Origin of the sequence: Pseudomonas putida (assembly GCF_001636055.1) — a bacterium.
GTDB classification, from domain to species: Bacteria; Pseudomonadota; Gammaproteobacteria; order Pseudomonadales; family Pseudomonadaceae; genus Aquipseudomonas; species Aquipseudomonas machongensis.
Window position 1 is genome coordinate 5,744,693 of record NZ_CP011789.1, and the last position, 23,226, is coordinate 5,767,918.

The following is a 23,226-nucleotide window of genomic DNA, read 5'->3' on the forward strand; positions in this document are numbered from 1 at the left end:
CCCTTTTTCGTGACAACCGTCGACGTTTTCAAGTCATCCAGGACAAAGTGATTTTTTTGTCCAGCGTCGTGGGCTGCCATATATAAACCCAGTTTCGATCCTCGCTTCCATAGTAACTGTGGCCCGGTGTCCCCCTCCCACCAATCATGAAAGGAACTCTTTCCCTACTGCCGTGAAACGTCGCCATAAATAGCAGAAATGTTAAATTTTTCATTTTCCCGGCCTGCTGAGAAATAGCTATCCCAGAGCACATAACTGCCAAAGGCCAATTTAATCACATCTATAAGCCTAGCATCCGTACGAACAGCGTTTAAAACCTGTCTTGGAGAAGCATTATCCGGCAGTTCAAAGTCCGCCAGCGCTTTCAATCGGATGGCTTTCGCGATCGCTAGATTATAGTGATCGATCGTCAAAGCGGATGTGTCATCGAAACCCTTGTAACCATCGACAACAACCCTTAGATAATTGTGACGCGGGTCGCTCAGGCCATAGATGAGATCTCCTCGGCTCTCGTCGAGATTAAAGCTCATGATCCTCAGACCTGAGTCGTCGAAATTTCCTACGGGATTGTTATTCAACATTCGATATAGATTAGGACCATCAATGTCCCCTGCAGGATCGGAGGTTAACCACCGCCCCACCCACGCCTGGTAATAGCGATACCCATAATAATAAAGCCCTGTCGCATCACGCTCCCGCCCCGAATAGCGAACCGTCTTGTACTCCACGTCGATACGATGACGCCCCGCCAGAATCGCTGTCCCGCCAAAGGGGTAGTACTCCTCGAAGCTGATGACACTGCCCTCGCCATCGAGCTCCAGCCCTACACTGCCGATCAGGTTGTCATAGCCAAACCGTACCTGGTCGTTATCGACCCCCTCCGGTTTGCCCGACTCCCAACGCAACGCCCGCACCTGGGCGCCTCCTGCTTCGCCCAGCACCACGGTGTGCAGACTCTCCTGCACGACGCCGTCGACCATGGTGATACGCAACTCAAGCCCCTGCAGATACAGCGTGCGCTGCACCTTCAGTGATCCACCTTGCTGCTGATGACTCACCTTGAGCACACGCTGCCTGCCAGCGTCGTAGCGATAGCTTTCCTGAGTACCGCCTGCAACCCTGCGCAACTCACCGCGTGCCGTCCACTCAAGCGGCTGTCCCGGCAGCAGCACACGCTGCTCGCCCCCTGCGGTGAACAGCGCCTCGACCTTGCTCGGGTCGCTGGCCAACGTACTCGACACGCCGCGATTACTGCACTGGCTGACGGTGATTGCAGTGACGTAGTTGTTGTTCGTGGCCGGCGCACTATGACGGACATGCGTGAGATTGCCCGCGCTGTCGTAGGTATAAGTCCGGGTGTAGAGGGTATAGGCCGAATCATCCACCGGCAGCGGCACCAGCACGCCTGGCAGATGATTGCCCTGCTGCCCGGCATTGGCCATCTCACGACCGCTGGCGAAGACCAGTTGATACAGGCTGTCGTAGCGGTACTCGCTTTGCGCGCTGATCTTCTGGTTGCGCCAGAAGCGCGTCGGCTCGGCGTCGTTGGCCAGCCCGACGACGTTGCCGACAGGGTCATAGCGATAGTGCAGGTCCTGCAATCGCTGGCCTTCGCTGGTCTGGCGAGTAGTCCGCACGGTCGCCAGGCGCAGGGTCGTCGGTTCGTAGGTGTACACAGTGACGATGCCGTTGCCATGCACCTCATGCTGCTTGCGTCCACCCGCCAAATAACTCACCGACCTGACGATCTCACGCTCTGGCGCGCCTTTGAGCATCAGCCAGTTGGCCGCCAGGGCGCCTGCCACATCGTAGGCGCTGCGCTGTTGATGGCCTGCGCAGTCCAGCGTGGTGAGGCCCTTGCCTGTGGCGTCTACCTGAGTACGAGTCGTGTAGCGTTGATCCTCCAGCAGTGCGTCCCAGGCCTCAGTGGCCTCACCTTGCCAGTCAACGCACAGAGTATCGTCGTCACCACCCTTCAACAGTTTGCGCTGCACACAGAGGGCTGCGCTGCCGAGAGCGTTGGCGAGGATAGAAACGCGCCCGGCTGGATCGTAGTGGGCGATCTGGGTACCTGCCAGGTTGCGGGCTTTCTCTTGCGCCTCATTGCCGCCGTACAACACACGCTCACTGGTATGAGGGATATCGCCAGCAACCTGCTCGCCCACTGCCAGCAGACGCCCGGGCATATTGACCGGTTCGTAGCGCAGGGTGCGGGTCACGGCTTCGGCGAAACTGTCCTGGCCATCCAACGTCCTGCCAATACGGCTCACCGAGAACAAGTCGCGCCTGGCCGCGTCTTTCAAATCGAGGCTCACCCCCGCATCGACGCTTTGCGTGCGTATGACCTGGCCTGTCAGGTCGTGCCCATGGACGAAGTTGGCAACACCTGCGTCATGCAACCGTGGATCAGTGATCTGTGCCAATCGCCCTGCCGGACTGAAAACCTGTCGCGTGATACGCGTATCGGCGTCCAATGGCGACGCACGGTGATACTCGACCTCACGCACCGCTTGGCGCCGATTGTCGAGTACCTTGATCGAGGGGGTCTGCTGGAACAGTGCGCTGCTCACCACCTTTTTACCTGCCATTCATGGCTGGAGAGGCAACAGTCGCCCACAACGACGGGAACAGACAACTGGCAGATTTATCAGGTCAGGGAGGCAGGCGATCCAGCCTGCGCCCACGGATACACCGCCGGAAAACCACGCGCATCCCCTGCCGTCATTGGCCGCGCAACCAGGAAGCCCTGCACGTAGGCGCAGCCGCTGTCGCGCAGCCACTGCGCCTGGGCGTCTGTTTCCACGCCCTCGGCGATCACCGTGATGCCGTAGTCGGCGCACAGCGCGATGACACTGCGCACCAGCGCCGTATCGACCTTCGAATCGGGCAGGCGGGCGACCAGGTTACGGTCGAGTTTCAGGGTGTCGATCGGCAGGTCGCGCAGCATGCGCAGCGAGCAATCCCCTGCGCCGAAGTCATCCAGCGCCACGCGCACGCCCAGCTCGCGCAAACGCGTCACCTGCTTGGCCGCCGCGTCGATGTCGTACATCAACGAGGTTTCCGCCACCTCCACTTCCAGTTGCGCAGGCTCCAGGCCATGCTCCTGGATCGCCCGCCGCAATTCATCGACCAGGTTCGGCTGGGTGAACTGCGCGCGGCTCAGGCTGATACCCAGCACTACATCGTCGGCGAACACCTGACGCCACTCGTGACGCTGGGCCGCGCCCTTGCTGTAGATCCAGCTCGCCAGCCGATGGATAAGACGCGCCTCCTCCAGCAACGGAATGAACAGCCCCGGCGGTACATCGCCGACACTGGGGTGCTGCCAGCGCAGCAGCGCCTCGAAGCCACGCAGGCGTCCGTCGGCGAACCCCACCTGTGGCTGGTAGACCAAGGTGAAGTCCTTGTGCTCGATGGCGGTGCGCACACTATCCTCGAGCATCAGCCGCGAACGCGCGCGGCCGTTGAGCTCCTGATCATAGAAGCGATACTGCTGGCGCCCGGCGCGCTTGGCGGCATACATCGCCGCATCGCCAGCGCGCAGCAGGCCTTCGACGGTGGCGCCGCAATCGGGATAGGTGGCGATGCCGATACTGACACCAAGAATGACATCCTGGCCGTCCACCTGCGGACAGCTGGACATGCGCTCGATCAGGGTCTCGGCGTACCGGCCTGCGTGCTCCGCATAGGGCAAGCCATCGAACAACGCCGTGAACTCATCGCCGCCCATGCGCCCGAGCAGCGCCTGGCTGCCCAGGCACTCCTTGAGTTGTTCGGCGACCCAGCGCAAGACCCGGTCGCCCGCCTCGTGGCCCAGCGAATCGTTGATGCGCTTGAAACCATCCAGATCCATGTACATCAAGGCCTGGACCTTGCCGGATCGTTCGTTGCGCAGCAATGCACCTTCTGCCGTCTGGTAGAAACCGCGGCGGTTGAGCAGGCCGGTCAGCGGGTCGGTCACCGCCTGGTGTTCCAGTTGCTGGTGCAGGCTGCGCACCACCGACATGTCCAGTACGGTCACCACCATGGCCTTCTGTTCAGCGGGCAATGGCGCGCACGACAGCGCCACCGGAACCAGCGGCCCCTCGGGCGGACGCAACTGGGCATCGTGCACGCGGAAGATCTGCCGCCCCAGGTAAGCCTGGTAGAAGTCCGAGTCGCGCCACAACGCGGCGCTGGGCAGTTGGATCAGGTCCAGGAGATGGGCGCCCTGCAGTTTGTCCACCGGCACCTGCAGCAGACGCGAGATGGCGGGGTTGGCAAAGCTGATATCGCCCGCCTCGTCAACCACCAGGATACCCTCGGCGGCGTTCTCCAGAATCGAGGCATTGAATGCCCGGGCCGACTCCAGTTCACGGCTCAGTCGCTGCAGCATGCGGCGGTTGCGCTGCTGTTCGAGCAGGGCCTGCACCTTGGGCTTGAGGATCTGCGGATCGAAGGGCTTGAACAGGTAGTCCACTGCACCACTGGCATAGCCCTTGAGCACGGCAGCTTCGGACTGTTCATTGGCGGTAAGGAAGATGATCGGGGTCAGGCGCGTGCGTTGGCTGCCACGCATCAGGCGGGCGACCTCGAAGCCATCCATCTCGGGCATCTGTACATCGAGCAGGACCAGGTCCACTTCGTGTTCCAGCAACGTGCTCAGGGCTTCCATTCCTGAGCTTGCGGTGAGTACTTGCCAATCCTGCCGGGCTAGCAAAGCCCGCATGCTGATCAGGTTTTCCGGGTAGTCATCGACCACCAGCAGTACTGAGCTGCCTTCCGGTGCCGCGGGTTGAGCTCCATCCATGCCGCTTCTCTTGTCCGACCGACTTCGTCTTGTAATTGGATCCGATTCTCTACTCTAGACGCGACTTTGCAGGACGCAATGCAATCAGTTCGCTATCAATGGATAAAGTGAAAATAGCCGACTAATGGTCAGCGCGCCTTGGCTTTTGCATATGTCCCACCGTCCGGCCATAAAAAAACCCGCATTTCTGCGGGTTTCTGCCAGGCAATCAGCGGATCAGTTGACCTTTGCGGCCAGCTCGCCCTTGGCGTAACGCAGGTACATCTCATCCAGCGAAACCGGCTTGATCTTCGACGCGTTGCCAGCGGTACCGAAGGCTTCGTAACGCGCGATGCAGATGTCACGCATGGCTTCGACGGTCTTGGCGAAGTACTTGCGCGGGTCGAACTCGGACTTGTTCTGCTCCAGGAAGCGACGAATCGCGCCCGTGGACGCCAGACGCAGGTCGGTGTCGATGTTGACCTTGCGCACGCCGTGCTTGATGCCTTCGACGATCTCTTCGACCGGCACGCCGTAGGTCTCTTTGATGTCGCCGCCGAACTCGTTGATGATCGCCAGCCAGTCCTGCGGAACCGACGAGGAACCGTGCATCACGAGGTGAGTGTTGGGGATACGCTGGTGGATCGCCTTGATGCGGTCGATCGCCAGGATGTCGCCGGTAGGCGGCTTGGTGAACTTGTAGGCGCCGTGGCTGGTGCCGATGGCGATGGCCAGGGCATCGACCTGGGTCTTCTTGACGAAGTCGGCAGCCTCTTCCGGATCGGTCAGCATCTGGCTGTGGTCCAGGATGCCTTCGGCGCCGACGCCGTCTTCTTCACCGGCCTGGCCGGTTTCCAGGCTGCCCAGGCAGCCCAGCTCGCCTTCCACCGATACACCGCAGGCGTGGGCGAATGCCACGGTCTGCTGGGTGACGCGCACGTTGTATTCGTAGTCGGACGGGGTCTTGCCGTCCTCACGCAGCGAGCCGTCCATCATTACCGAGCTGAAGCCCAGCTGGATCGAACGTTGGCACACGTCAGGGCTGGTGCCGTGGTCCTGGTGCATGCACACCGGGATGTGCGGGAATTCTTCGATCGCCGCCAGGATCAGGTGACGCAGGAAGGGAGCACCGGCGTACTTGCGAGCACCGGCGGAGGCCTGGACGATGACCGGAGAGTCGGTCTTGTCGGCGGCTTCCATGATGGCGCGCATCTGCTCGAGGTTGTTGACGTTGAAAGCTGGAACGCCGTAGCCGAACTCGGCGGCGTGGTCCAGCATCTGGCGCATGCTAATGAGTGCCATTGTGTATCTCTCTCCCGACAAGCGTCGTTGTTTCGTGCAAGCCTGCCGCAGGGGCGGTTGCTGTTCAAGTAGTTGTGGACCACCGTCGCGGTCCGGCCAATCACGGTGCCTTGCAGCCCCGCCCAATCAGATCGTTGGTCGCTTCCCAGTACACCAGGCCTTCATTACCCTTGGTGTGGAAGGCAAGCACGCCATCGCTGTACAGCGCGCCCGAGGCGCCGGGCTCAGCCTTGAGCCGGTAGAGCTGGTCAGCGCCGCCGAGGCGGACATCGACCGACTGCTGCGCGGCATCGGCGAAGCGCCACAGCACTTCGGCCTGGCTGTCGCAGACCCAGCGGGTCCAGTTGTCCGTCGCGGCAGGTTGCGACGGTTGCAGCAGGGAGCAGCCTGCCAGGGTCGCCAGGGCCAGTACGGCCAGCAGCGCTTTCATTGAGTATCCTCGCTTCGAAGTCGGTGGTGCGGCTTGCCCGCGAAGGCCGCACCACCGCTCCTCTGTTCAAGACCACAAAACAGCCCATCGGTTGCCCGCTGTCCGATCAAGGGCAGCCGGGCGCCTTGCGCTGGTGTTCTTCGTCGTACTTCTCAAGCCCGTCCGGCCCCAGGCGCTTGTTGATCACCGGCACCGTCTCCGCCTGCCACTGCGACTGGTAACAGCCGCCCTTTGGCTCGCCGGCGGGCTCGCTTTGCGGGGCGCCGCCACTGGAGCAGGCACCCAGCAACAAGGCCACGATCATCACAGGCAATTGCTTGACCATCAGGTCGCTCCCTTTGCCAGGCGCCGTCACTATCAGGCCTTGGCCCGTTCTTCCAGGATTGCCACGGCAGGCAGGACCTTGCCCTCGACGAATTCGAGGAACGCACCGCCACCGGTAGAAATGTAGGAGATATCAGCCCCGACGCCATACTTGTCGATGGCCGCCAGGGTGTCGCCACCACCCGCGATGGAGAACGCGGCGCTTTCGGCGATGGCCTTGGCCAGCACTTTAGTGCCGTTGCCGAACTGGTCGAACTCGAATACACCGACCGGACCGTTCCACAGGATGGTCTTCGACGACTTCAGCAGCTCGGCGAAGTTGGCGGCGGTCTGCGGGCCGATATCCAGGATCATGTCGTCGGCGGCCACGTCAGCAATAGCCTTGACGGTGGCTTCGGCGCTCTCGGCGAACTCCTTGGCAACGACCACATCGACCGGCAGCGGTACGCTGACCTTGGCGGCGATGGCCTTGGCGGTCTCGACCAGGTCAGGCTCGTACAGCGACTTGCCGACCGGGTGACCGGCCGCGGCGAGGAAGGTATTGGCGATGCCGCCGCCGACGATCAGCTGGTCGCAGACGGTCGACAGGCTGTTGAGCACGTCGAGCTTGGTCGAGACCTTGGAACCGGCAACAATGGCCGCCATGGGTTTGGCCGGCGCCTTCAGGGCCTTGCCCAGGGCGTCCAGCTCGGCCGCCAGCAGCGGGCCAGCAGCGGCGACCTTGGCGAACTTGGCTACACCGTGGGTGGAACCCTCGGCGCGGTGGGCGGTGCCGAAGGCGTCCATGACGAAAACGTCGCACAGGGCGGCGTACTTCTGCGCCAGCTCGTCGGCGTTCTTCTTCTCGCCCTTGTTGAAGCGTACGTTTTCGAACAGCACCACCTCACCGGCCTTGACCTCGACGCCGTCGAGATAGTCGGCGACCAACGGCACCGCACGGCCCAGGGCCTTGCTCAGGTAGTCGGCGACCGGCTTGAGGCTGTTTTCCTGGGAGAACTCGCCCTCGGTCGGGCGGCCCAGGTGCGAGCAGACCATCAACGCAGCACCCTTTTCCAGGGCCAGCTTGATGGTCGGCAGCGCAGCCAGGATACGCGCATCGCTCGTTACCACACCGTCCTTCACAGGCACGTTGAGGTCTTCGCGGATCAGTACGCGCTTACCTTGCAAGTCGAGGTCGGTCATCTTCAACACGGTCATGAATGCAGTCCTTCAGGGCTGTTTGCTGCGGGTTTGGTGGACGACGTGCAGATAATGTTCGGCAACGTCGAGCATACGGTTGGCGAACCCCCATTCGTTGTCGAACCAGGCCAGCAGGTTCACCAGGCGGGGGCCTGAGACGCGGGTCTGGCTGGCATCGACGATGGCCGAATGCGGGTCATGGTTGAAATCACAGCTGGCATGGGGCAGTTCGGTGTAGGCCAGCAGGCCTTTGAGCGGGCCGTCCAGCGCCGCCTCGCGCAGCACCCGGTTGACCTCGGCAGCCGTAGTGTCACGGGCAGTCTGCAGGGTGATGTCCAGGCACGAGACGTTGACGGTCGGCACGCGTACCGCTTTGGCCTGGATTCGCCCGGCAAGTTCCGGCAACAGGCGCTCGATGCCGCGCGCCAGACCAGTGGACACCGGGATCACCGACTGGAACGCCGAACGGGTACGGCGCAGGTCTTCGTGGTGGTAGGCGTCGATCACCGGCTGGTCGTTCATCGCCGAGTGGATGGTGGTGATCTGCACGTACTCGATGCCGAAAGCCTGGTCCAGCACGCGCAGCAGCGGCACACCGCAGTTGGTGGTGCAGGAGGCGTTCGAGACCAGCAGTTCGTCGCCGGTCAGGCGATGCTGGTTGATACCGTAGACCACCGTCGCATCGATATCTGCCTCGCTGGCCATCGGCTGCGAGAACAGCACGCGCGGCGCACCGGCGTCGAGAAAACGCTGGCCATCGGCGCGGGTGTTGTAGGCACCGGAGCATTCCAGCACCAGGTCGATGCCCAGCGCGGCCCAGTCGATGCCTTCAGGGGTGGCACTGCGCATGACTTTCACGCAGTCGCCATTGATATGCAGACAGTCGCCGTCAACGCTCACCTCGCCGGGGAACCGCCCGTGGGTGGAGTCGAAGCGCGTCAGGTACTCCAGGCTGGCCTGGTCGGCCAGGTCATTCAACGCAACGATCTCGAACCCGGCCTTCGCCCCCCGCTCGAACAGTGCGCGCAGGACACAGCGGCCGATGCGGCCGTAACCGTTGAGTGCAACTTTGTAGGGACGAGGGTGGGACATTCAGCGCTCACGAAACAGATCGATTGTCGTCAGTCTGCAGGATTTGCGGTGCGGCATTCGCGGGCAAGCCCGCTCCCACAAGGTCAATTGCAACCTCTGTGGGAGCGGGCTTGCCCGCGAACAAGGGCGACACCGCCCGCAGATCGTTACATCAGTCTTCCAGCAGCTCTTCGGCGGTACCCAGGATGTTCTCCAGAGTGAAGCCGAACTCCTCGAACAGCGCGGCGGCCGGGGCCGATTCGCCGTAGGTGGTCATGCCGATGACGCGGCCTTCGAGGCCGACGTACTTGTACCAGAAGTCGGCATGGGCAGCTTCGATGGCGATACGCGCACCCACTTCCAACGGCAGTACCGACTGCTTGTAGGCAGCGTCCTGGGCGTCGAACACGCTGGTGCTTGGCATCGACACGACGCGGACCTTGCGGCCCTGCTCGCTGAGCTTTTCGAATGCCTGGACCGCCAGGCCCACTTCGGAACCGGTGGCAATCAGGATCAGCTCAGGCTCGCCGGCGCAGTCCTTGAGCACGTAGCCGCCACGGGCGATGTCGGCGATCTGCTGGGCGCTGCGCTCCTGGTGCTGCAGGTTCTGACGCGAGAAGATCAGCGCCGAAGGGCCGTCCTTGCGCTCCAGGGCGGCTTTCCAGGAAACGGCCGACTCGACCGCGTCACCCGGACGCCAGGTGTCCAGGTTCGGCGTGCTGCGCAGGCTGGTCAGTTGCTCGATCGGCTGGTGAGTCGGGCCGTCTTCGCCCAGACCGATGGAGTCGTGGGTGTAGACGTGGATGACGCGCTGCTTCATCAGGGCCGACATGCGCACCGCGTTGCGGGCATATTCCATGAACATCAGGAAGGTGGCGCCATAAGGCACCAGGCCGCCGTGCAGCGCCACGCCGTTCATGATGGCGGTCATGCCGAACTCGCGCACGCCGTAGAACACGTAGTTGCCGCTGGCGTCATTGGCCTCGACGCCCTTGCACCCTTTCCACAGGGTCAGGTTGGAACCGGCCAGGTCCGCCGAACCACCGAGGAACTCGGGCAGCAGCGGGCCGAAAGCGTTGAGGGTGTTCTGGCTGGCCTTGCGGCTGGCGATGGTCTCGCCCTTGGCGGCGACTTCATTGATGTAGGCCTGGGCCTTCTCGGCGAAGTCGGCCGGCAGGTCGCCAGCAGCGCGGCGCTTGAACTCGGCGGCGAGTTCAGGGAAAGCCTTGGCGTAGGCGTCGAAACGCTGGTTCCACTCGGCTTCGGCCTTGGCACCGGCTTCCTTGGCGTCCCACTCGGCGTAGATGTCGGCCGGGATTTCGAACGGGCCGTGGTTCCAGTTCAGTTCCTTGCGGGCCAGGGCGATTTCGTCGTTGCCCAGCGGCGCGCCGTGGCAGTCTTCCTTGCCCTGCTTGTTCGGCGAGCCGAAACCGATGATGGTCTTGCAGCAGATGAGGGTCGGACGGTCGCTCTTGCGCGCGGTCTCGATCGCCATCTTGATTTCTTCGGCGTCGTGGCCGTTGACGTTGCGAATGACCTGCCAGTTGTAGGCTTCGAAACGCGCCGGAGTGTTGTCGGTGAACCAGCCGTGGACTTCGCCGTCGATGGAGATGCCGTTGTCGTCGTAGAAGGCGACCAGCTTGTTCAAGCCCAGGGTGCCGGCCAGCGAGGCGACTTCGTGGGAAATACCTTCCATCATGCAGCCATCGCCCAGGAACACGTAGGTGTTGTGGTCGACGATCTGGTGGCCTTCACGGTTGAATTGCGCTGCCAGCACTTTCTCGGCGAGGGCGAAACCGACCGCGTTGGCGATGCCCTGGCCGAGCGGGCCAGTGGTGGTCTCGACGCCTGGGGTGTAGCCATATTCCGGGTGGCCCGGGGTACGGCTGTGCAGTTGGCGGAACGCCTTCAGGTCATCGATGGACAGGTCGTAGCCGGTCAGGTGCAGCAGCGAATAGATGAGCATCGAGCCATGGCCGTTGGACAGCACGAAACGGTCACGGTCGGCGAAATTCGGGTTGCTCGGGTTGTGCTTGAGGTAGTCGCGCCAAAGCACTTCGGCGATATCCGCCATGCCCATGGGGGCACCTGGATGGCCGCTGTTGGCCTTTTGCACGGCATCCATGCTGAGGGCACGAATGGCGTTGGCACGATCACGACGGCTGGGCATCGCTTATCTCCTGAGGCTTGAATAAGTGGTGAAACGAAAAAAGGCGGCCATTTTCGCCCACTGGGGGCCTTGGGGGCAATGACGGATGGTCGCAGTCGGGGATTTTTCCTGTGATTGGCTGGCACTTCGGGTAAAAAACGTGGGACCAGCCTCATGCTTTGCGCGAGTGAACCCGCCCACACAGCCCCCGGAGCCAGGCATCAGCCACCCATCAGGCAATATCAAAACTTTTTGATATTGCCTTGCCAGGGCAACGATGCCTGTCTAGACTGCCGCCCCATGAACCTGCGTGCGCAAGCGATACCCCAGCAAAGCGACGCACTGGCTGCCCTGTGCAAGGCCAGTGGCGATGCGCTGCGCCTGAATGTCCTGCGCGCCCTGGCCAGCGACTCGTTCGGCGTACTGGAGCTGGCGCAAATCTTCGACATCGGCCAGTCCGGCATGAGCCACCACCTCAAGGTGCTGGCCCAGGCCGAACTGGTGGCCACGCGCCGCGAAGGCAATGCGATCTTCTATCGCCGCGCCCTGCCCGACAGCCTGCGCCAGGGCGGACGCCTGCACGCGGCCCTGCTCGAAGAAGTCGACGAACTGGCCCTGCCGGACGATGTGCAGGCGCGTATTGCCCAGGTGCAGCAGCGCCGCGCGGCCACCAGCCAAGACTTTTTCCAGCGCGTCGAAGAAAAATTCCGTGCCCAGCAGGACCTGATCGCCGGCGTGCCGCAATACCGCGAAAGCCTGCTGTCCCTGCTCGACAAGCTGAGCTTTGGCAGCGACGCCAGCGCGCTGGAGGTTGGCCCCGGCGATGGCGGCTTCCTGCCCGACCTGGCGCAGCGCTTCGCCCAGGTCACGGCGATGGACAACAGCCCGACCATGCTCGAGCTGGCGCGCCAGGTCTGCGAACGTGAAGGCCTGGATAATGTAATCCTGCAGTTGGCCGATGCACTGGGTGCAACGGATGTGGAAGCCGACTGCGTTGTGCTGAACATGGTCCTGCACCATTTCAGCGACCCGGCCCTGGCCTTGCGCCTGCTGGCCAAACGGGTGAAGGCGGGCGGCAGCCTGCTGGTCACCGAGCTGTGCAGTCATGACCAGGGGTGGGCGCGGGACGCCTGCGGCGACCTCTGGCTTGGCTTCGAGCAGGACGACCTGGCCCGTTGGGCCAATGCTGCGGGGCTGATCCCCGGGGACAGCCTCTATGTTGGCTTGCGTAACGGTTTCCAGATTCAGGTCCGCCATTTCCAGCGGGCCGCTGGCGACACACACATCGGTAAATTTTAGGAACCCCTCGAGATGAGCGAATACTCCCTTTTCACTTCCGAGTCCGTGTCCGAAGGGCATCCGGACAAGATCGCCGACCAGATTTCCGACGCGGTCCTGGACGCCATCATCGCCCAGGACAAATACGCCCGCGTAGCCTGTGAAACCCTGGTCAAGACCGGTGTCGCCATCATCGCCGGCGAAGTCACCACCTCGGCCTGGGTCGATCTGGAAGACCTGGTGCGCAAGGTCATCATCGACATCGGCTACAACAGCTCCGACGTCGGCTTCGATGGCGCCACCTGCGCCGTGATGAACATCATCGGCAAGCAGTCGGTGGACATCGCCCAGGGCGTCGACCGCTCCAAGCCGGAAGACCAGGGCGCAGGCGACCAGGGCCTGATGTTCGGCTACGCCAGCAACGAAACCGAAGTGCTGATGCCTGCGCCGATCTGCTTCTCGCACCGTCTGGTCGAGCGTCAGGCCGAAGCGCGCAAGTCCAAGTTGCTGCCGTGGCTGCGCCCGGACGCCAAGTCCCAGGTCACCTGCCGCTACGAGAACGGCAAGGTGGTCGGCATCGACGCGGTGGTCCTGTCGACCCAGCACAACCCTGAAGTGTCGCAGAAAGACCTGCAGGAAGCGGTGATGGAGCTGATCGTCAAGCACACCCTGCCGGCCGAACTGCTGCACAAGGGCACCCAGTACCACATCAACCCGACCGGCAACTTCATCATCGGCGGCCCGGTGGGCGACTGCGGCCTGACCGGCCGCAAGATCATCGTCGACTCCTACGGCGGCATGGCCCGTCACGGTGGTGGCGCGTTCTCCGGCAAGGACCCGTCCAAGGTCGACCGCTCCGCCGCCTACGCCGGTCGCTACGTGGCCAAGAACATCGTCGCTGCAGGCCTGGCCGAACGTTGCGAGATCCAGGTCTCCTACGCTATCGGCGTAGCCCAGCCGACCTCCATCTCGATCAACACCTTCGGTACCGGCAAGGTGTCCGACGACAAGATCATCCAGCTGGTGCGCGAGTGCTTCGACCTGCGCCCCTACGCGATCACCACCATGCTCGACCTGCTGCACCCGATGTACCAGGAGACTGCCGCCTACGGTCACTTCGGCCGTGAGCCGCAGCAGAAGACCGTGGGTGACGACACCTTCACCACCTTCACCTGGGAGCGCACCGACCGCGCCGCCACCCTGCGCGACGCCGCCGGCCTGTAAACACCCGGCCTGACAAAAGCCCCTGGCGAGTGATCGACAGGGGCTTTTTCGTTTCCAGAAATTACTGCAAGTCCGTGTAATGCACTGATTACGTAGGCACTTTCCTCATCTTGCCAGCGATCAGTCCATTGCGGTTTCCAAATGGGCAAAATCAGGGCAGGATTTCCCTTTTTGCCGCCCTGCCCTGAAAAGAGGCTCTAGTTCATGAAATCAGTTTCCACGCTCGTTCTGCTGGCTGCCGTCGGCCTGGCCACCGGCCCCCTGCAGGCCGCCCAGCCCGAGCCCGGCCTGACCGGCTGCGCCGCCAAGCGCAGCGCCATCGAAAACCAGTTGAGCGAAGCCCGCGCGCACAACAACAGTGCCCAGGTCGCAGGCCTGGAAAAAGCCCTGAGCGAAGTCACGGCCAACTGCACCGATAGCAGCCTGCGCAAGGAGCGCGAGCAGAAGGTGCTCGACGCCCGGCATGAAGTGAACCAGCGCACCAAGGACCTGGACAAGGCCATGAAGAAGGGCGACTCGGAGAAGATCAACAAGCGCAAGGAAAAGCTCGCCGACGCCAAGAAGGAACTGCAGGAAGCGGTCGACGAACTCGAGCGCTGAGGCCAACGGCAAACGCGGTCGCTCCCACACAGGGCACCGCGGACCATCAATGATTGCGAAACTCGGTATGACAGGCCTTGCACGCAGCCTCGACGCGGTCCATCGGTGCCTTCAGCCCAGCAGCATCCAATGGCTGGCTGCGGGTCACACCGACCAGCTCGCCGGTAACGCTCTCGAGCTGGCGGGCCAGGTCATGAAAACGCGCCTGGCGCTCCCAGACCTCAGGCCGGGCGCTGCTATCTCCCCCGTCACGAGCCTGCGGGAAGTGCTGCCAGGGTTCGTGGGCCAGGGTATCGAGCTTTACCGCCCCTTCGGCGAACCTCGCCCCATCGAACGGCAAGCGGCCGCGCAACATGCCGCCCAGGTCTTCGCTGGTCTTGAGCATGTCCTTGAAGATTGCCTTGCGCTGGCCCAATGGCGAGTTCGGATCGACACGCTCGCAAGCGGTCAGCGTCAGGGTGGCGAGCAGTACTACGGTCAATCGCTTGAACATCACGGTCTCTTCGGCCTGCATGAACGGGTCGCCAGTATCGCCGCCCGTCGGGCAAAGACCAATAGCCACACAAAAGACAAGGGCGAATTTTCATCTCCGCCCGTAACAGGACCCCGCTTATGAAATCTGCTTTGCGCCCTCTGGCCTGGGTGCTCCCGGCCTTGGCCCTGCTGGCCGGCTGCAACGGCGGCGAGGGCACCAAGCCCGAGCCCCACGCCATCGCCACCTATACCGGTGCCACCTGGCAAGATTTGCCGAGCGTCACTGACAGCGACCTGGTCGCAGGCTTCCAGGCCTGGCGCAACGGCTGCGAGAAACTCAAGCGCGACCCGGTCTGGGCTGCGACGTGCAGCGCGGCGGCTGCGGTTCCGGGCGATCCCGCCCAGGTACGTGCCTTCCTGCAACAGAACCTGCAGGTCTACGGCCTGCGCTCCGCCGAGAACAACGCCAACGGCCTGATCACCGGTTACTACGAACCGGTCTACCCAGGCAGCCTGACGCGCACGGCACAAGCCCAGGTCCCCGTCTATGGCCCTCCCGACGACATGATCGTGGTCGACCTGGCCAGCGTATACCCGGAGCTCAAAGGCAAACGCCTTCGCGGTCGTATCGAAGGTCGTGTGCTCAAGCCCTACGACACCGCCGAAGTGATCAACCGCCAGGGTGTGAAGGCGCCGGTGCTGGCCTGGCTGACCGACCCGATGGACCTGCAGTTCCTGCAGATCCAGGGCTCCGGTCGCGTGCAACTGGAGAGCGGCCGCCAGCTGCGCCTGGGCTACGCCGACCAGAACGGCCACCCTTACCGACCGATCGGCCGCTGGCTGGTGGACCAGGGCCAGTTGAAGAAAGAAGACGTGACCATGGGCAGCATCCACGCCTGGGCCCAGGCCAACCCACAACGGGTGCCGGAGCTGCTGGCGAGCAACCCGAGCTATGTATTCTTCGCCGCAGGCCCCGACAGCGACGAAGGCCCGCGCGGCTCGCTCAACGTGCCATTGACCGCGGGCTACAGCGTGGCCATCGACCGCAAGGTGATTCCGCTGGGCAGCCTGCTGTGGCTGTCCACCACCCGACCGGACGGCTCGCCGGTGGTGCGCCCGGTAGGTGCGCAGGACACCGGCGGCGCGATCACCGGCGAGGTGCGCGCCGACCTGTTCTGGGGCACCGGCCCCGAGGCCGGCGAGCTGGCAGGGAACATGAAGCAGCAGGGGCAGATCTGGATGCTGTGGCCCAAGGGGGCCGCTCTGCCTGAAGTGCCGAAGGTGCCGTGATCGGGGGTTGAGCTATTGCGGGGCAAGCCCGCGATAGCTTCATGCCGATACCACGAACAACGACACGATCAACGCCAATCCGGCGAACCACACCAGCGAGCGCAACGCTGCCCAGTCCGCCAGGTAGCAGATGATGTACAGCAGGCGGCTGGTGATATACAGCACCGCCAGCACATCCTGGGTCACCTGCTCGGCGTTGCCGACGATATCCGCCACCAGCACCGCTGCGGCAAAGGCTGGAAACGCCTCGTAGCCGTTCTGCTGCGCCGCATTGGCGCGCCGAGGCAGGCCCGAGAGCGTGTCGAGAAAGGCTCGCGGATCATGGTTGTCGCTCAAGCCAAAACGGCCACTGGCGACTTTGGCAATCAATGCGCACAAAGGCGGCAGGACCAGGGCGATCAGGATGCACCACAGGGCAACGGTCATGGACAGGCTCCTCGTTCAGAAAGGTCAGAGCTTCATCACCAGCATGCCTGCCAGGACCAGCCCGCAAGCTAGGAGTCTCGGGCCGCCAAAAGGTTCTTTGAGATAGCGCATGCCCAACAGCACCACCAGGATCACACTGACCTCGCGCAGCGCTGCCGCCTCCGCCACCGACCCCAGATGCATGGCCCACAACACCAGGGCATAACTCAGCAATACACACAGCCCGACCGCCAACCCGAGTCGCCATTGGCTGCGCCAGAACAGCACGAAGGGTTCGCGTCGGGCCACGCCCGCCAGCACCGGGAACGGCCAGGCACTCAGCAGAGTGAGCCAGACCAGGTAGTCCCACGGTTTACCCCACAGGCGCACCGCCTGGCCGTCGAACCAGGTGTAGCAGCCGATGCACAGGCCGATCAGCGCCACCACCGGCAGCATCGACCAGGGCAACCGATCACCGCCACCGCCCTGCCAGAGCAGACAAGCCATGCCGCAGGGGATCAGCAGGATGCCAATGATCTGCTGGCCGCTCAGCGACTCACCGGCGAAAGCCAGGGTCAGCCCCAGTACCACCAGCGGCGACAATCCACGCATCAGAGGATAGACCAGGCCCAGGTCACCGACCCGGTAGGCCTTGATCAGCAGGACACGATAGACCTGCTCGGCCAGCGCCGAGGCCAGCAGCCACGGCCAGATCGCGGCCGGAGGGGGCTCGACGAACGCCACCGCGAGCACCGCGAAGACCAGCGCCACCGCGTCCATGCTGGCGATCACCAGCAGGCGTTCTGCGCTGAACTTGATGAGGGTGTTCCAGGTGGCATGCAGCAGGGCGGCGATCAGGACGAGGGAAGTTGCCAGCACGCGGAAGGTTCCTTGAACAAGACTCGCGTCACTATATACGCGATCCGGGCAGCGCCTGTAGGCGCCGCTTCAGCCGTGAATTGAGGAACGATCCTGATAATTCCGGTCATAAGGTGTGTCCCGAGTGCTCCGTCAGGCCATCAAAGAACTGCCCGAGCTGTTCGGGTTACGACTTGGAAGCCATTGTCACAGGATTCAGGATGCTTGAATTAGTTGCCGCGTTCATCTGCCTCACCACCCTCCTCACCTATGTGAACTACCGTTTCATCGGCCTGCCGCCCGCCATCGGCGTGATGGTCACCGCCCTGCTGTTCTCACTGATCCTGCAAGGCCTGAGCCTGATCGGCTTTCCCGGCCTGGAGGAACGCGTCGAAGGCTTGATGAACCAGATCGACTTCAATGACCTGCTGATGCACTGGATGCTGTCGTTCCTGCTGTTCGCGGGCGCGTTGCACGTCAACCTCGGCGACCTGCGCAGCTACCGCTGGCCAATCGGCCTGCTCGCCACCATCGGCGTTCTGATCGCCACCGTGGTAATCGGCTATCTCGCCCACTGGGTGTTCGCGATGTTCGGCTGGGACGTACCGCTGATCTACTGCCTGCTCTTCGGCGCGCTGATCTCGCCGACCGACCCCATCGCGGTGCTCGGTGCACTGCGTACCGCCAACGCCTCCAAACCGCTGAAGACCACCATCGTCGGTGAGTCGCTGTTCAACGACGGCACCGCGGTGGTGGTGTTCACCGTGCTGCTGGGCATCATTCAGCTCGGCGAGACGCCAAGCGTTTCCGACACCGCCACCCTGTTCGCCCGCGAAGCCGTAGGCGGCGTGGTGTTCGGTGGGCTGATCGGCTACGCCACCTACCGCATGATCAAAAGCATCGAGCAGTATCAGGTCGAGGTGATGCTGACCTTGGCACTGGTGATCGGTGGCTCGGCCATGTGCTACGAACTGCACGTGTCGGCGCCGATCGCCATGGTGGTAGCCGGCCTGATCATCGGCAACCTGGGGCGTAACCTGGCGATGAACGACATGACCCGTCGCTACATGGATGGTTTCTGGGAGCTGATCGACGACATGCTCAACGCCCTGCTCTTCGCCCTGATCGGCCTGGAGCTGTTGCTGCTGCCGTTCAACTGGCTGCACCTGGCAGCAGGTGGCGTGCTTGCGGTCGCGGTGCTGGCATCGCGCCTGTTGACCGTGGCACCAGCCATCGTCTTGCTGCGGCGCTGGCGCGAAGTGCCACGTGGCACGGTGCGGGTATTGACCTGGGGAGGCCTGCGCGGGGGTGTATCGGTGGCCCTGGCGCTGTCGCTGCCGGTGGGTGACGAACGCGACCTGTTGCTGTCGATCACCTACATCGTGGTGCTGTCGTCGATCCTGGTGCAGGGGCTGACAATCGGCAAGGTGGTGCGACGGGTAAGCGCCCAGCCGTGATGACGATGGCGCGCACTTCGCGGGCAAGCCCGCGAAGTGCGCCGCACGGTTTCCAGCTCTACTCCACCGCCGAATCCGGGAACTGATCCTGGATGTACTTGATCTCGGTGCGCCCGTGGGGTGCCGGCAGGCCATCCTCGCCCAGATTGACGAAGACCATCTTGTCGACGGTGAGGATGCTCTTGCGGGTGATCTTGTTGCGCACTTCGCACTGCAGGGTGATCGAGGTGCGGCCGAACTCGGTGGCGGTGATACCCAGCTCGATGATCTCGCCCTGGCGCGAGGCGCTGACGAAGTTGATCTCGGAAATATACTTGGTCACCACCCGCTGGTTGCCCAACTGGACGATGGCGTAGATCGCCGCTTCCTCGTCGATCCAGCGCAACAGGCTGCCACCGAACAAGGTGCCGTTGGGATTGAGGTCTTCGGGTTTTACCCATTTGCGCGTGTGGAAATTCATTACAACTCCTGACGTGCCTGACTGACGTGGGGTAATGATGGCAGACCCGCCGGTCAGCCTCCATTGAACATCGACTATCGTCGCGATAAATCGACAGAAAGTCTTGGGTGTGTCACACGGGCGCGGCTATAATCTCGCCGTTTTCCAATGGCCACCCCCTGCGGTGGTCATCCCGCCACCTGTCCGAGGGGCGCTGCAGCAGGTTCACCTGTCAGGCTCGGATGGGGCGTTGTCCGCTGCTGCGGACGCTCAACGCACAACGGCGCCCATTCGCACACTACGAATGGAGGCTCTTCATGAGCGCTGTAAACACGCCCGCTGGTTTTTCCGACTTCAAGGTCGCCGACATCTCCCTGGCCGACTGGGGCCGCAAGGAAGTCATCATCGCCGAATCGGAAATGCCCGCACTGATGGGCCTGCGCCGCAAGTATCAAGCCGAGCAACCGCTCAAGGGCGCGAAGATCATCGGCTGCATCCACATGACCATCCAGACCGCCGTGCTGATCGAGACCCTGATCGCCCTGGGCGCCGAAGTGCGCTGGTCGTCCTGCAACATCTTCTCCACCCAGGACCAGGCTGCTGCCGCCATCGCCGCTGCCGGCATCCCGGTGTTCGCCTGGAAAGGCGAAACCGAGCAGGAGTACGAGTGGTGCATCGAGCAGACCATCCTGAAAGATGGCCAGCCCTGGGACGCCAACATGGTTCTGGACGACGGCGGTGACCTGACCGAAATCCTGCATAAGAAATACCCGGCCATGCTGGACAAGATCCACGGCGTGACCGAAGAGACCACCACTGGCGTACATCGCCTGCTGGACATGCTGGCCAAAGGCGAGCTGAAAGTCCCGGCGATCAACGTCAACGACTCGGTCACCAAGAGCAAGAACGACAACAAGTACGGCTGCCGTCACAGCCTGAACGACGCCATCAAGCGCGGCACCGACCACCTGCTGTCGGGCAAGCAGGCCCTGGTGATCGGCTACGGCGACGTGGGCAAGGGCTCGGCCCAGTCCCTGCGTCAGGAAGGCATGATCGTCAGGGTCACCGAAGTCGATCCGATCTGCGCCATGCAGGCCTGCATGGACGGCTTCGAAGTGGTTTCGCCGTTCAAGGACGGTATCAACACCGGCACCGAAGCCGGCATCAACAAGGACCTGCTGGGCCGCATCGACCTGATCGTCACCACCACCGGTAACGTCAACGTCTGCGACGCCAACATGCTCAAGGCCCTGAAAAAGCGCGCAGTGGTCTGCAACATCGGTCACTTCGACAACGAGATCGACACCGCCTTCATGCGCAAGAACTGGGCATGGGAAGAGGTCAAGCCACAGGTGCACAAGATCCACCGCACCGGCGCCGGCACCTTCGATCCGCAGAATGACGACTACCTGATCCTGCTGGCCGAAGGCCGTCTGGTGAACCTGGGCAACGCCACCGGCCACCCGAGCCGCATCATGGACGGCTCGTTCGCCAACCAGGTACTGGCGCAGATCTTCCTGTTCGAGCAGAAGTTCGCCGAGCTGCCAGCTGCGAAGAAGGCCGAGCGCCTGACCGTCGAAGTGCTGCCCAAGAAGCTCGACGAAGAAGTGGCCCTGGAAATGGTCCGCGGCTTCGGCGGTGTAGTCACCCAGCTGACCCCACAGCAGGCCGAGTACATCGGCGTGACTGTCGAAGGCCCGTTCAAGCCCGACGCGTACCGCTACTAAGCGGCATGCGGCGCGCACTGCGCGCCGCAGCAGCGCAAGGATCTGAACGACGCCCAAGCCAGATCGGCCATCACCGATCTGGCTTTTATTTGCAGCTTGGCGCTTGAAGCACGCTGCCAGAGGAACGACCGATGTCCCAGGAACGCCGCTACAGTTTCGAGTTCTTCCCGACCAAGACCGATGCCGGTCACGAAAAACTCATGGCCGTTGCCCGTCAACTGGCCACCTATAACCCCGACTTCTTCTCCTGCACTTACGGCGCCGGCGGCTCGACTCGCGACCGGACGCTGAACACCGTGCTGCAACTGGAAAACGAAGTGAAGGTCCCGGCAGCCCCGCACCTGTCGTGCGTCGGCGACAGCAAGGACGACCTGCGCGCCCTGATCGCCGAATACAAGGCGGCCGGAATCAAGCGCATCGTCGCCCTGCGCGGTGACCTGCCATCCGGCATGGGCATGGCCAGTGGCGAATTGCGCCATGCCAGCGACCTGGTCGAGTTCATCCGCCAGGAAACCGGTGACCACTTCCACCTGGAAGTTGCCGCCTACCCCGAAATGCACCCGCAGGCGCACAACTTCGAGGACGACCTGGCCAACTTCGTACACAAGGTCAAGGCCGGTGCCGACAGCGCCATCACCCAGTACTTCTTCAACGCCGACAGCTACTTCTACTTCGTCGAGCGCGTACAGAAGCTGGGCGTGGATATTCCGGTAGTGCCCGGCATCATGCCGATCACCAACTACAGCAAGCTGGCGCGCTTCTCCGACGCCTGTGGTGCCGAGATTCCGCGCTGGATCCGCAAGCAGCTGGAAGCCTACGGCGACGATGCCACCAGCATCCAGGCATTCGGTGAAGAAGTGATCAGCAAGATGTGCGAAGAGCTGCTGCAAGGTGGCGCACCGGGCCTGCACTTCTACACGCTGAACCAGGCCGAGCCGAGCCTGGCGATCTGGAACAACCTCAAGCTGCCGCGCTGAAACCTATTGGTAACAATAGCTTAAGCAATGATTAAGGCTCCGAACGTAGATTGGAGCCTTGATCATTCAAGCTGATACCAGGTTTCCCCCGATGCAGCCGTGCAACCGTGACACCCCGCAACTCGTCTACCTCGCCTTCGGCCCGGCTACCTATCACCAGGAAGCCTGCTTCAGCATCGTCAGCGCCCTGGCCAACCTGCGCAAGACGCCAGGTGAAGCCATGGACATCCAGGTCTACACCGACAACCCCGAACCCTACGCCAAGCTGCCCGTCACCGTGCACCTGCTCGATGAGCACACGCGTACAACCTGGAACCAGCCGCACGGGTATCACTTTCGCAGCAAGCATGTGCTGCTGCGCCATGTCCTCGAACAGCACCCGCTGGCAGTGCTGATCGATACCGATACCTTTTTCCGCCAATCGCCCATAGAGCTGTTCCGCCGGGTAAAGCCCGGCAGCCTGCTGTGCAATGCCATTGGCGGTCGCTACGGCGAAAACCAGAAGTGCCTGCTGTACAAGAACCTGCTGACGCTCCTGCAACAGCGTGCCCTGGCCGACTGCCAGATGCCGCTGGTCAACTCCGGTGTCATGGGCCTGACTGCACAGGATGCAACGATCCTGGACCACTCCATCGCGCTGATGGACGAGCTTTATCCCCTGGCACGCGAGGCCTATACGCTCGAGGAGTTCTGCCTGGCGGTCGCCGCCTACCGCACGTTGCAACTGGCCACCTGCACCGACGTCATCCATCACTATTGGAGCCGCAAGGCCCAGTTCCGTGCCAAGATCCAGGCGTGGTTGCGCAAGCACGGCGACGATCCATTCGGCGAGGCCGCGATGGCCGACATCACGCTGGTCAACGATCAACTGCCTCGCCCCCCCACCCTGCACCGCCTCGGCTACAAGGCCATGAGCCTCACGCTACCCAGTCGTCACCGCCAGTTCGCCCGTGAACTGCTCTACGGCTGCTACCCCTACGACAACGAATTCGACCGCGCCTGCGCCACGGCGTGGTGGGACAAGGCCCTGGAAAACTTCAATCAGCGCCAGGGCGGCATGAGCCCCGAGCAACTGCGCGAATGCTTGCGCCAACCCGGCCTTCGTCTGTCGCTGGGCACGCGTCACAAAGATATCGAACGGCATCTGATCGACGCACAGCAAGCCTGAGTACAGCCCTGCTGGCGATCGCGGAGCGCCCCTGTACTGCCCAGCATGCGCGCAACGCAAACTCCGCCGAACATTTTCTCGACGCCGTTGAGCAGCAGGATCGCAG

The 23,226-nt window shown here is 62.8% G+C and carries 20 protein-coding genes and 1 riboswitch; of the genes, 8 read left to right on the forward strand and 12 right to left on the reverse strand.

Features of this window, described 5'->3' with window-relative positions:
- Positions 1 to 164: 164 nt before the first annotated feature.
- The 8 genes from AB688_RS25670 to tkt all read right to left on the reverse strand — a co-directional run bounded on the left by AB688_RS25670 (position 165) and on the right by tkt (position 11,244).
- Positions 165 to 2,570: an RHS repeat protein gene (locus AB688_RS25670; RefSeq protein WP_196759877.1), complete on the reverse strand. Its 2,406-nt coding sequence runs from the start codon at positions 2,568 to 2,570 to the stop codon at positions 165 to 167.
- A gap of 77 nt (positions 2,571 to 2,647) precedes the next feature.
- Positions 2,648 to 4,789, reverse strand: coding sequence for a putative bifunctional diguanylate cyclase/phosphodiesterase (locus AB688_RS25675; RefSeq protein WP_063546509.1), 2,142 nt, complete (start codon positions 4,787 to 4,789; stop codon positions 2,648 to 2,650).
- Positions 4,790 to 5,005: 216 nt separating this feature from the next.
- Positions 5,006 to 6,070, reverse strand: coding sequence for a class II fructose-bisphosphate aldolase (gene fba, locus AB688_RS25680; RefSeq protein WP_009399343.1), 1,065 nt, complete (start codon positions 6,068 to 6,070; stop codon positions 5,006 to 5,008).
- Between the two features lie 100 nt (positions 6,071 to 6,170).
- Positions 6,171 to 6,500, reverse strand: a complete 330-nt coding sequence (locus tag AB688_RS25685; protein WP_063546511.1) for an MliC family protein — start codon at positions 6,498 to 6,500, stop codon at positions 6,171 to 6,173.
- Between the two features lie 106 nt (positions 6,501 to 6,606).
- Positions 6,607 to 6,858, reverse strand: a complete 252-nt coding sequence (locus tag AB688_RS25690; RefSeq protein WP_371105668.1) for a hypothetical protein — start codon at positions 6,856 to 6,858, stop codon at positions 6,607 to 6,609.
- Positions 6,858 to 8,021, reverse strand: a complete 1,164-nt coding sequence (locus AB688_RS25695; protein WP_063546513.1) for a phosphoglycerate kinase — start codon at positions 8,019 to 8,021, stop codon at positions 6,858 to 6,860. The genes AB688_RS25690 and AB688_RS25695 overlap by 1 nt, the downstream gene beginning before the upstream one ends.
- Positions 8,022 to 8,033: 12 nt before the next feature.
- A complete protein-coding gene (epd, locus tag AB688_RS25700; RefSeq protein WP_054895473.1) occupies positions 8,034 to 9,095 on the reverse strand; it encodes an erythrose-4-phosphate dehydrogenase in 1,062 nt (353 codons plus the stop codon).
- Between the two features lie 151 nt (positions 9,096 to 9,246).
- Entirely contained in the window at positions 9,247 to 11,244 is a 1,998-nt protein-coding gene (gene tkt, locus AB688_RS25705) for a transketolase (RefSeq protein ID WP_063546515.1), read from the reverse strand.
- Between the two features lie 279 nt (positions 11,245 to 11,523).
- Between tkt and AB688_RS25710 the strand changes: the two genes are divergently transcribed.
- From AB688_RS25710 to AB688_RS25720, 3 genes are all read left to right on the forward strand, one after another.
- Positions 11,524 to 12,522: a metalloregulator ArsR/SmtB family transcription factor gene (locus AB688_RS25710; RefSeq protein WP_063546517.1), complete on the forward strand. Its 999-nt coding sequence runs from the start codon at positions 11,524 to 11,526 to the stop codon at positions 12,520 to 12,522.
- A 12-nt stretch (positions 12,523 to 12,534) separates the two neighbouring features.
- A complete protein-coding gene (gene metK / locus AB688_RS25715; RefSeq protein WP_063546518.1) occupies positions 12,535 to 13,725 on the forward strand; it encodes a methionine adenosyltransferase in 1,191 nt (396 codons plus the stop codon).
- A 204-nt stretch (positions 13,726 to 13,929) separates the two neighbouring features.
- Complete coding sequence (locus AB688_RS25720) at positions 13,930 to 14,325, forward strand: DUF1090 domain-containing protein (protein WP_063546520.1); 396 nt, start codon at positions 13,930 to 13,932, stop codon at positions 14,323 to 14,325.
- 46 nt (positions 14,326 to 14,371) lie between these two features.
- Here AB688_RS25720 and AB688_RS25725 read toward each other — a convergent pair whose 3' ends face one another.
- Positions 14,372 to 14,818 carry a c-type cytochrome gene (locus AB688_RS25725; protein WP_063546902.1) on the reverse strand — a complete coding sequence of 149 codons (447 nt, stop codon included), beginning with the start codon at positions 14,816 to 14,818 and terminating at the stop codon, positions 14,372 to 14,374.
- Between the two features lie 119 nt (positions 14,819 to 14,937).
- Here AB688_RS25725 and AB688_RS25730 point away from each other — a divergent pair, with 119 nt between their 5' ends.
- Positions 14,938 to 16,089, forward strand: coding sequence for a murein transglycosylase A (locus AB688_RS25730; protein WP_063546522.1), 1,152 nt, complete (start codon positions 14,938 to 14,940; stop codon positions 16,087 to 16,089).
- 39 nt (positions 16,090 to 16,128) lie between these two features.
- Here the strand turns inward: AB688_RS25730 and AB688_RS25735 are convergent, their stop codons facing one another.
- Both AB688_RS25735 and AB688_RS25740 read right to left on the reverse strand, forming a co-directional pair.
- The gene (locus tag AB688_RS25735) at positions 16,129 to 16,515 is read right to left on the reverse strand and encodes an MAPEG family protein (protein ID WP_054894820.1); all 387 of its coding nucleotides are present in this window, start codon (positions 16,513 to 16,515) and stop codon (positions 16,129 to 16,131) included.
- Positions 16,516 to 16,539: 24 nt separating this feature from the next.
- Positions 16,540 to 17,373, reverse strand: a complete 834-nt coding sequence (locus AB688_RS25740) for a DMT family transporter (RefSeq protein WP_063546524.1) — start codon at positions 17,371 to 17,373, stop codon at positions 16,540 to 16,542.
- Positions 17,374 to 17,573: 200 nt separating this feature from the next.
- Here AB688_RS25740 and AB688_RS25745 point away from each other — a divergent pair, with 200 nt between their 5' ends.
- Positions 17,574 to 18,809: a cation:proton antiporter gene (locus AB688_RS25745; RefSeq protein WP_063546526.1), complete on the forward strand. Its 1,236-nt coding sequence runs from the start codon at positions 17,574 to 17,576 to the stop codon at positions 18,807 to 18,809.
- A 58-nt stretch (positions 18,810 to 18,867) separates the two neighbouring features.
- Here the strand turns inward: AB688_RS25745 and AB688_RS25750 are convergent, their stop codons facing one another.
- Entirely contained in the window at positions 18,868 to 19,269 is a 402-nt protein-coding gene (locus AB688_RS25750; RefSeq protein ID WP_054894823.1) for an acyl-CoA thioesterase, read from the reverse strand.
- Between the two features lie 179 nt (positions 19,270 to 19,448).
- A riboswitch (S-adenosyl-L-homocysteine riboswitch) is annotated at positions 19,449 to 19,544 on the forward strand.
- Positions 19,545 to 19,565: 21 nt separating this feature from the next.
- Between AB688_RS25750 and ahcY the strand changes: the two genes are divergently transcribed.
- The 3 genes from ahcY to AB688_RS25765 all read left to right on the forward strand — a co-directional run bounded on the left by ahcY (position 19,566) and on the right by AB688_RS25765 (position 23,120).
- Complete coding sequence (gene ahcY, locus AB688_RS25755) at positions 19,566 to 20,975, forward strand: adenosylhomocysteinase (RefSeq protein WP_063546528.1); 1,410 nt, start codon at positions 19,566 to 19,568, stop codon at positions 20,973 to 20,975.
- Positions 20,976 to 21,106: 131 nt separating this feature from the next.
- Entirely contained in the window at positions 21,107 to 21,952 is an 846-nt protein-coding gene (metF, locus tag AB688_RS25760) for a methylenetetrahydrofolate reductase [NAD(P)H] (protein WP_054894825.1), read from the forward strand.
- Between the two features lie 91 nt (positions 21,953 to 22,043).
- Positions 22,044 to 23,120, forward strand: coding sequence for a hypothetical protein (locus AB688_RS25765; RefSeq protein WP_063546530.1), 1,077 nt, complete (start codon positions 22,044 to 22,046; stop codon positions 23,118 to 23,120).
- The last annotated feature ends 106 nt before the right edge of the window (positions 23,121 to 23,226 follow it).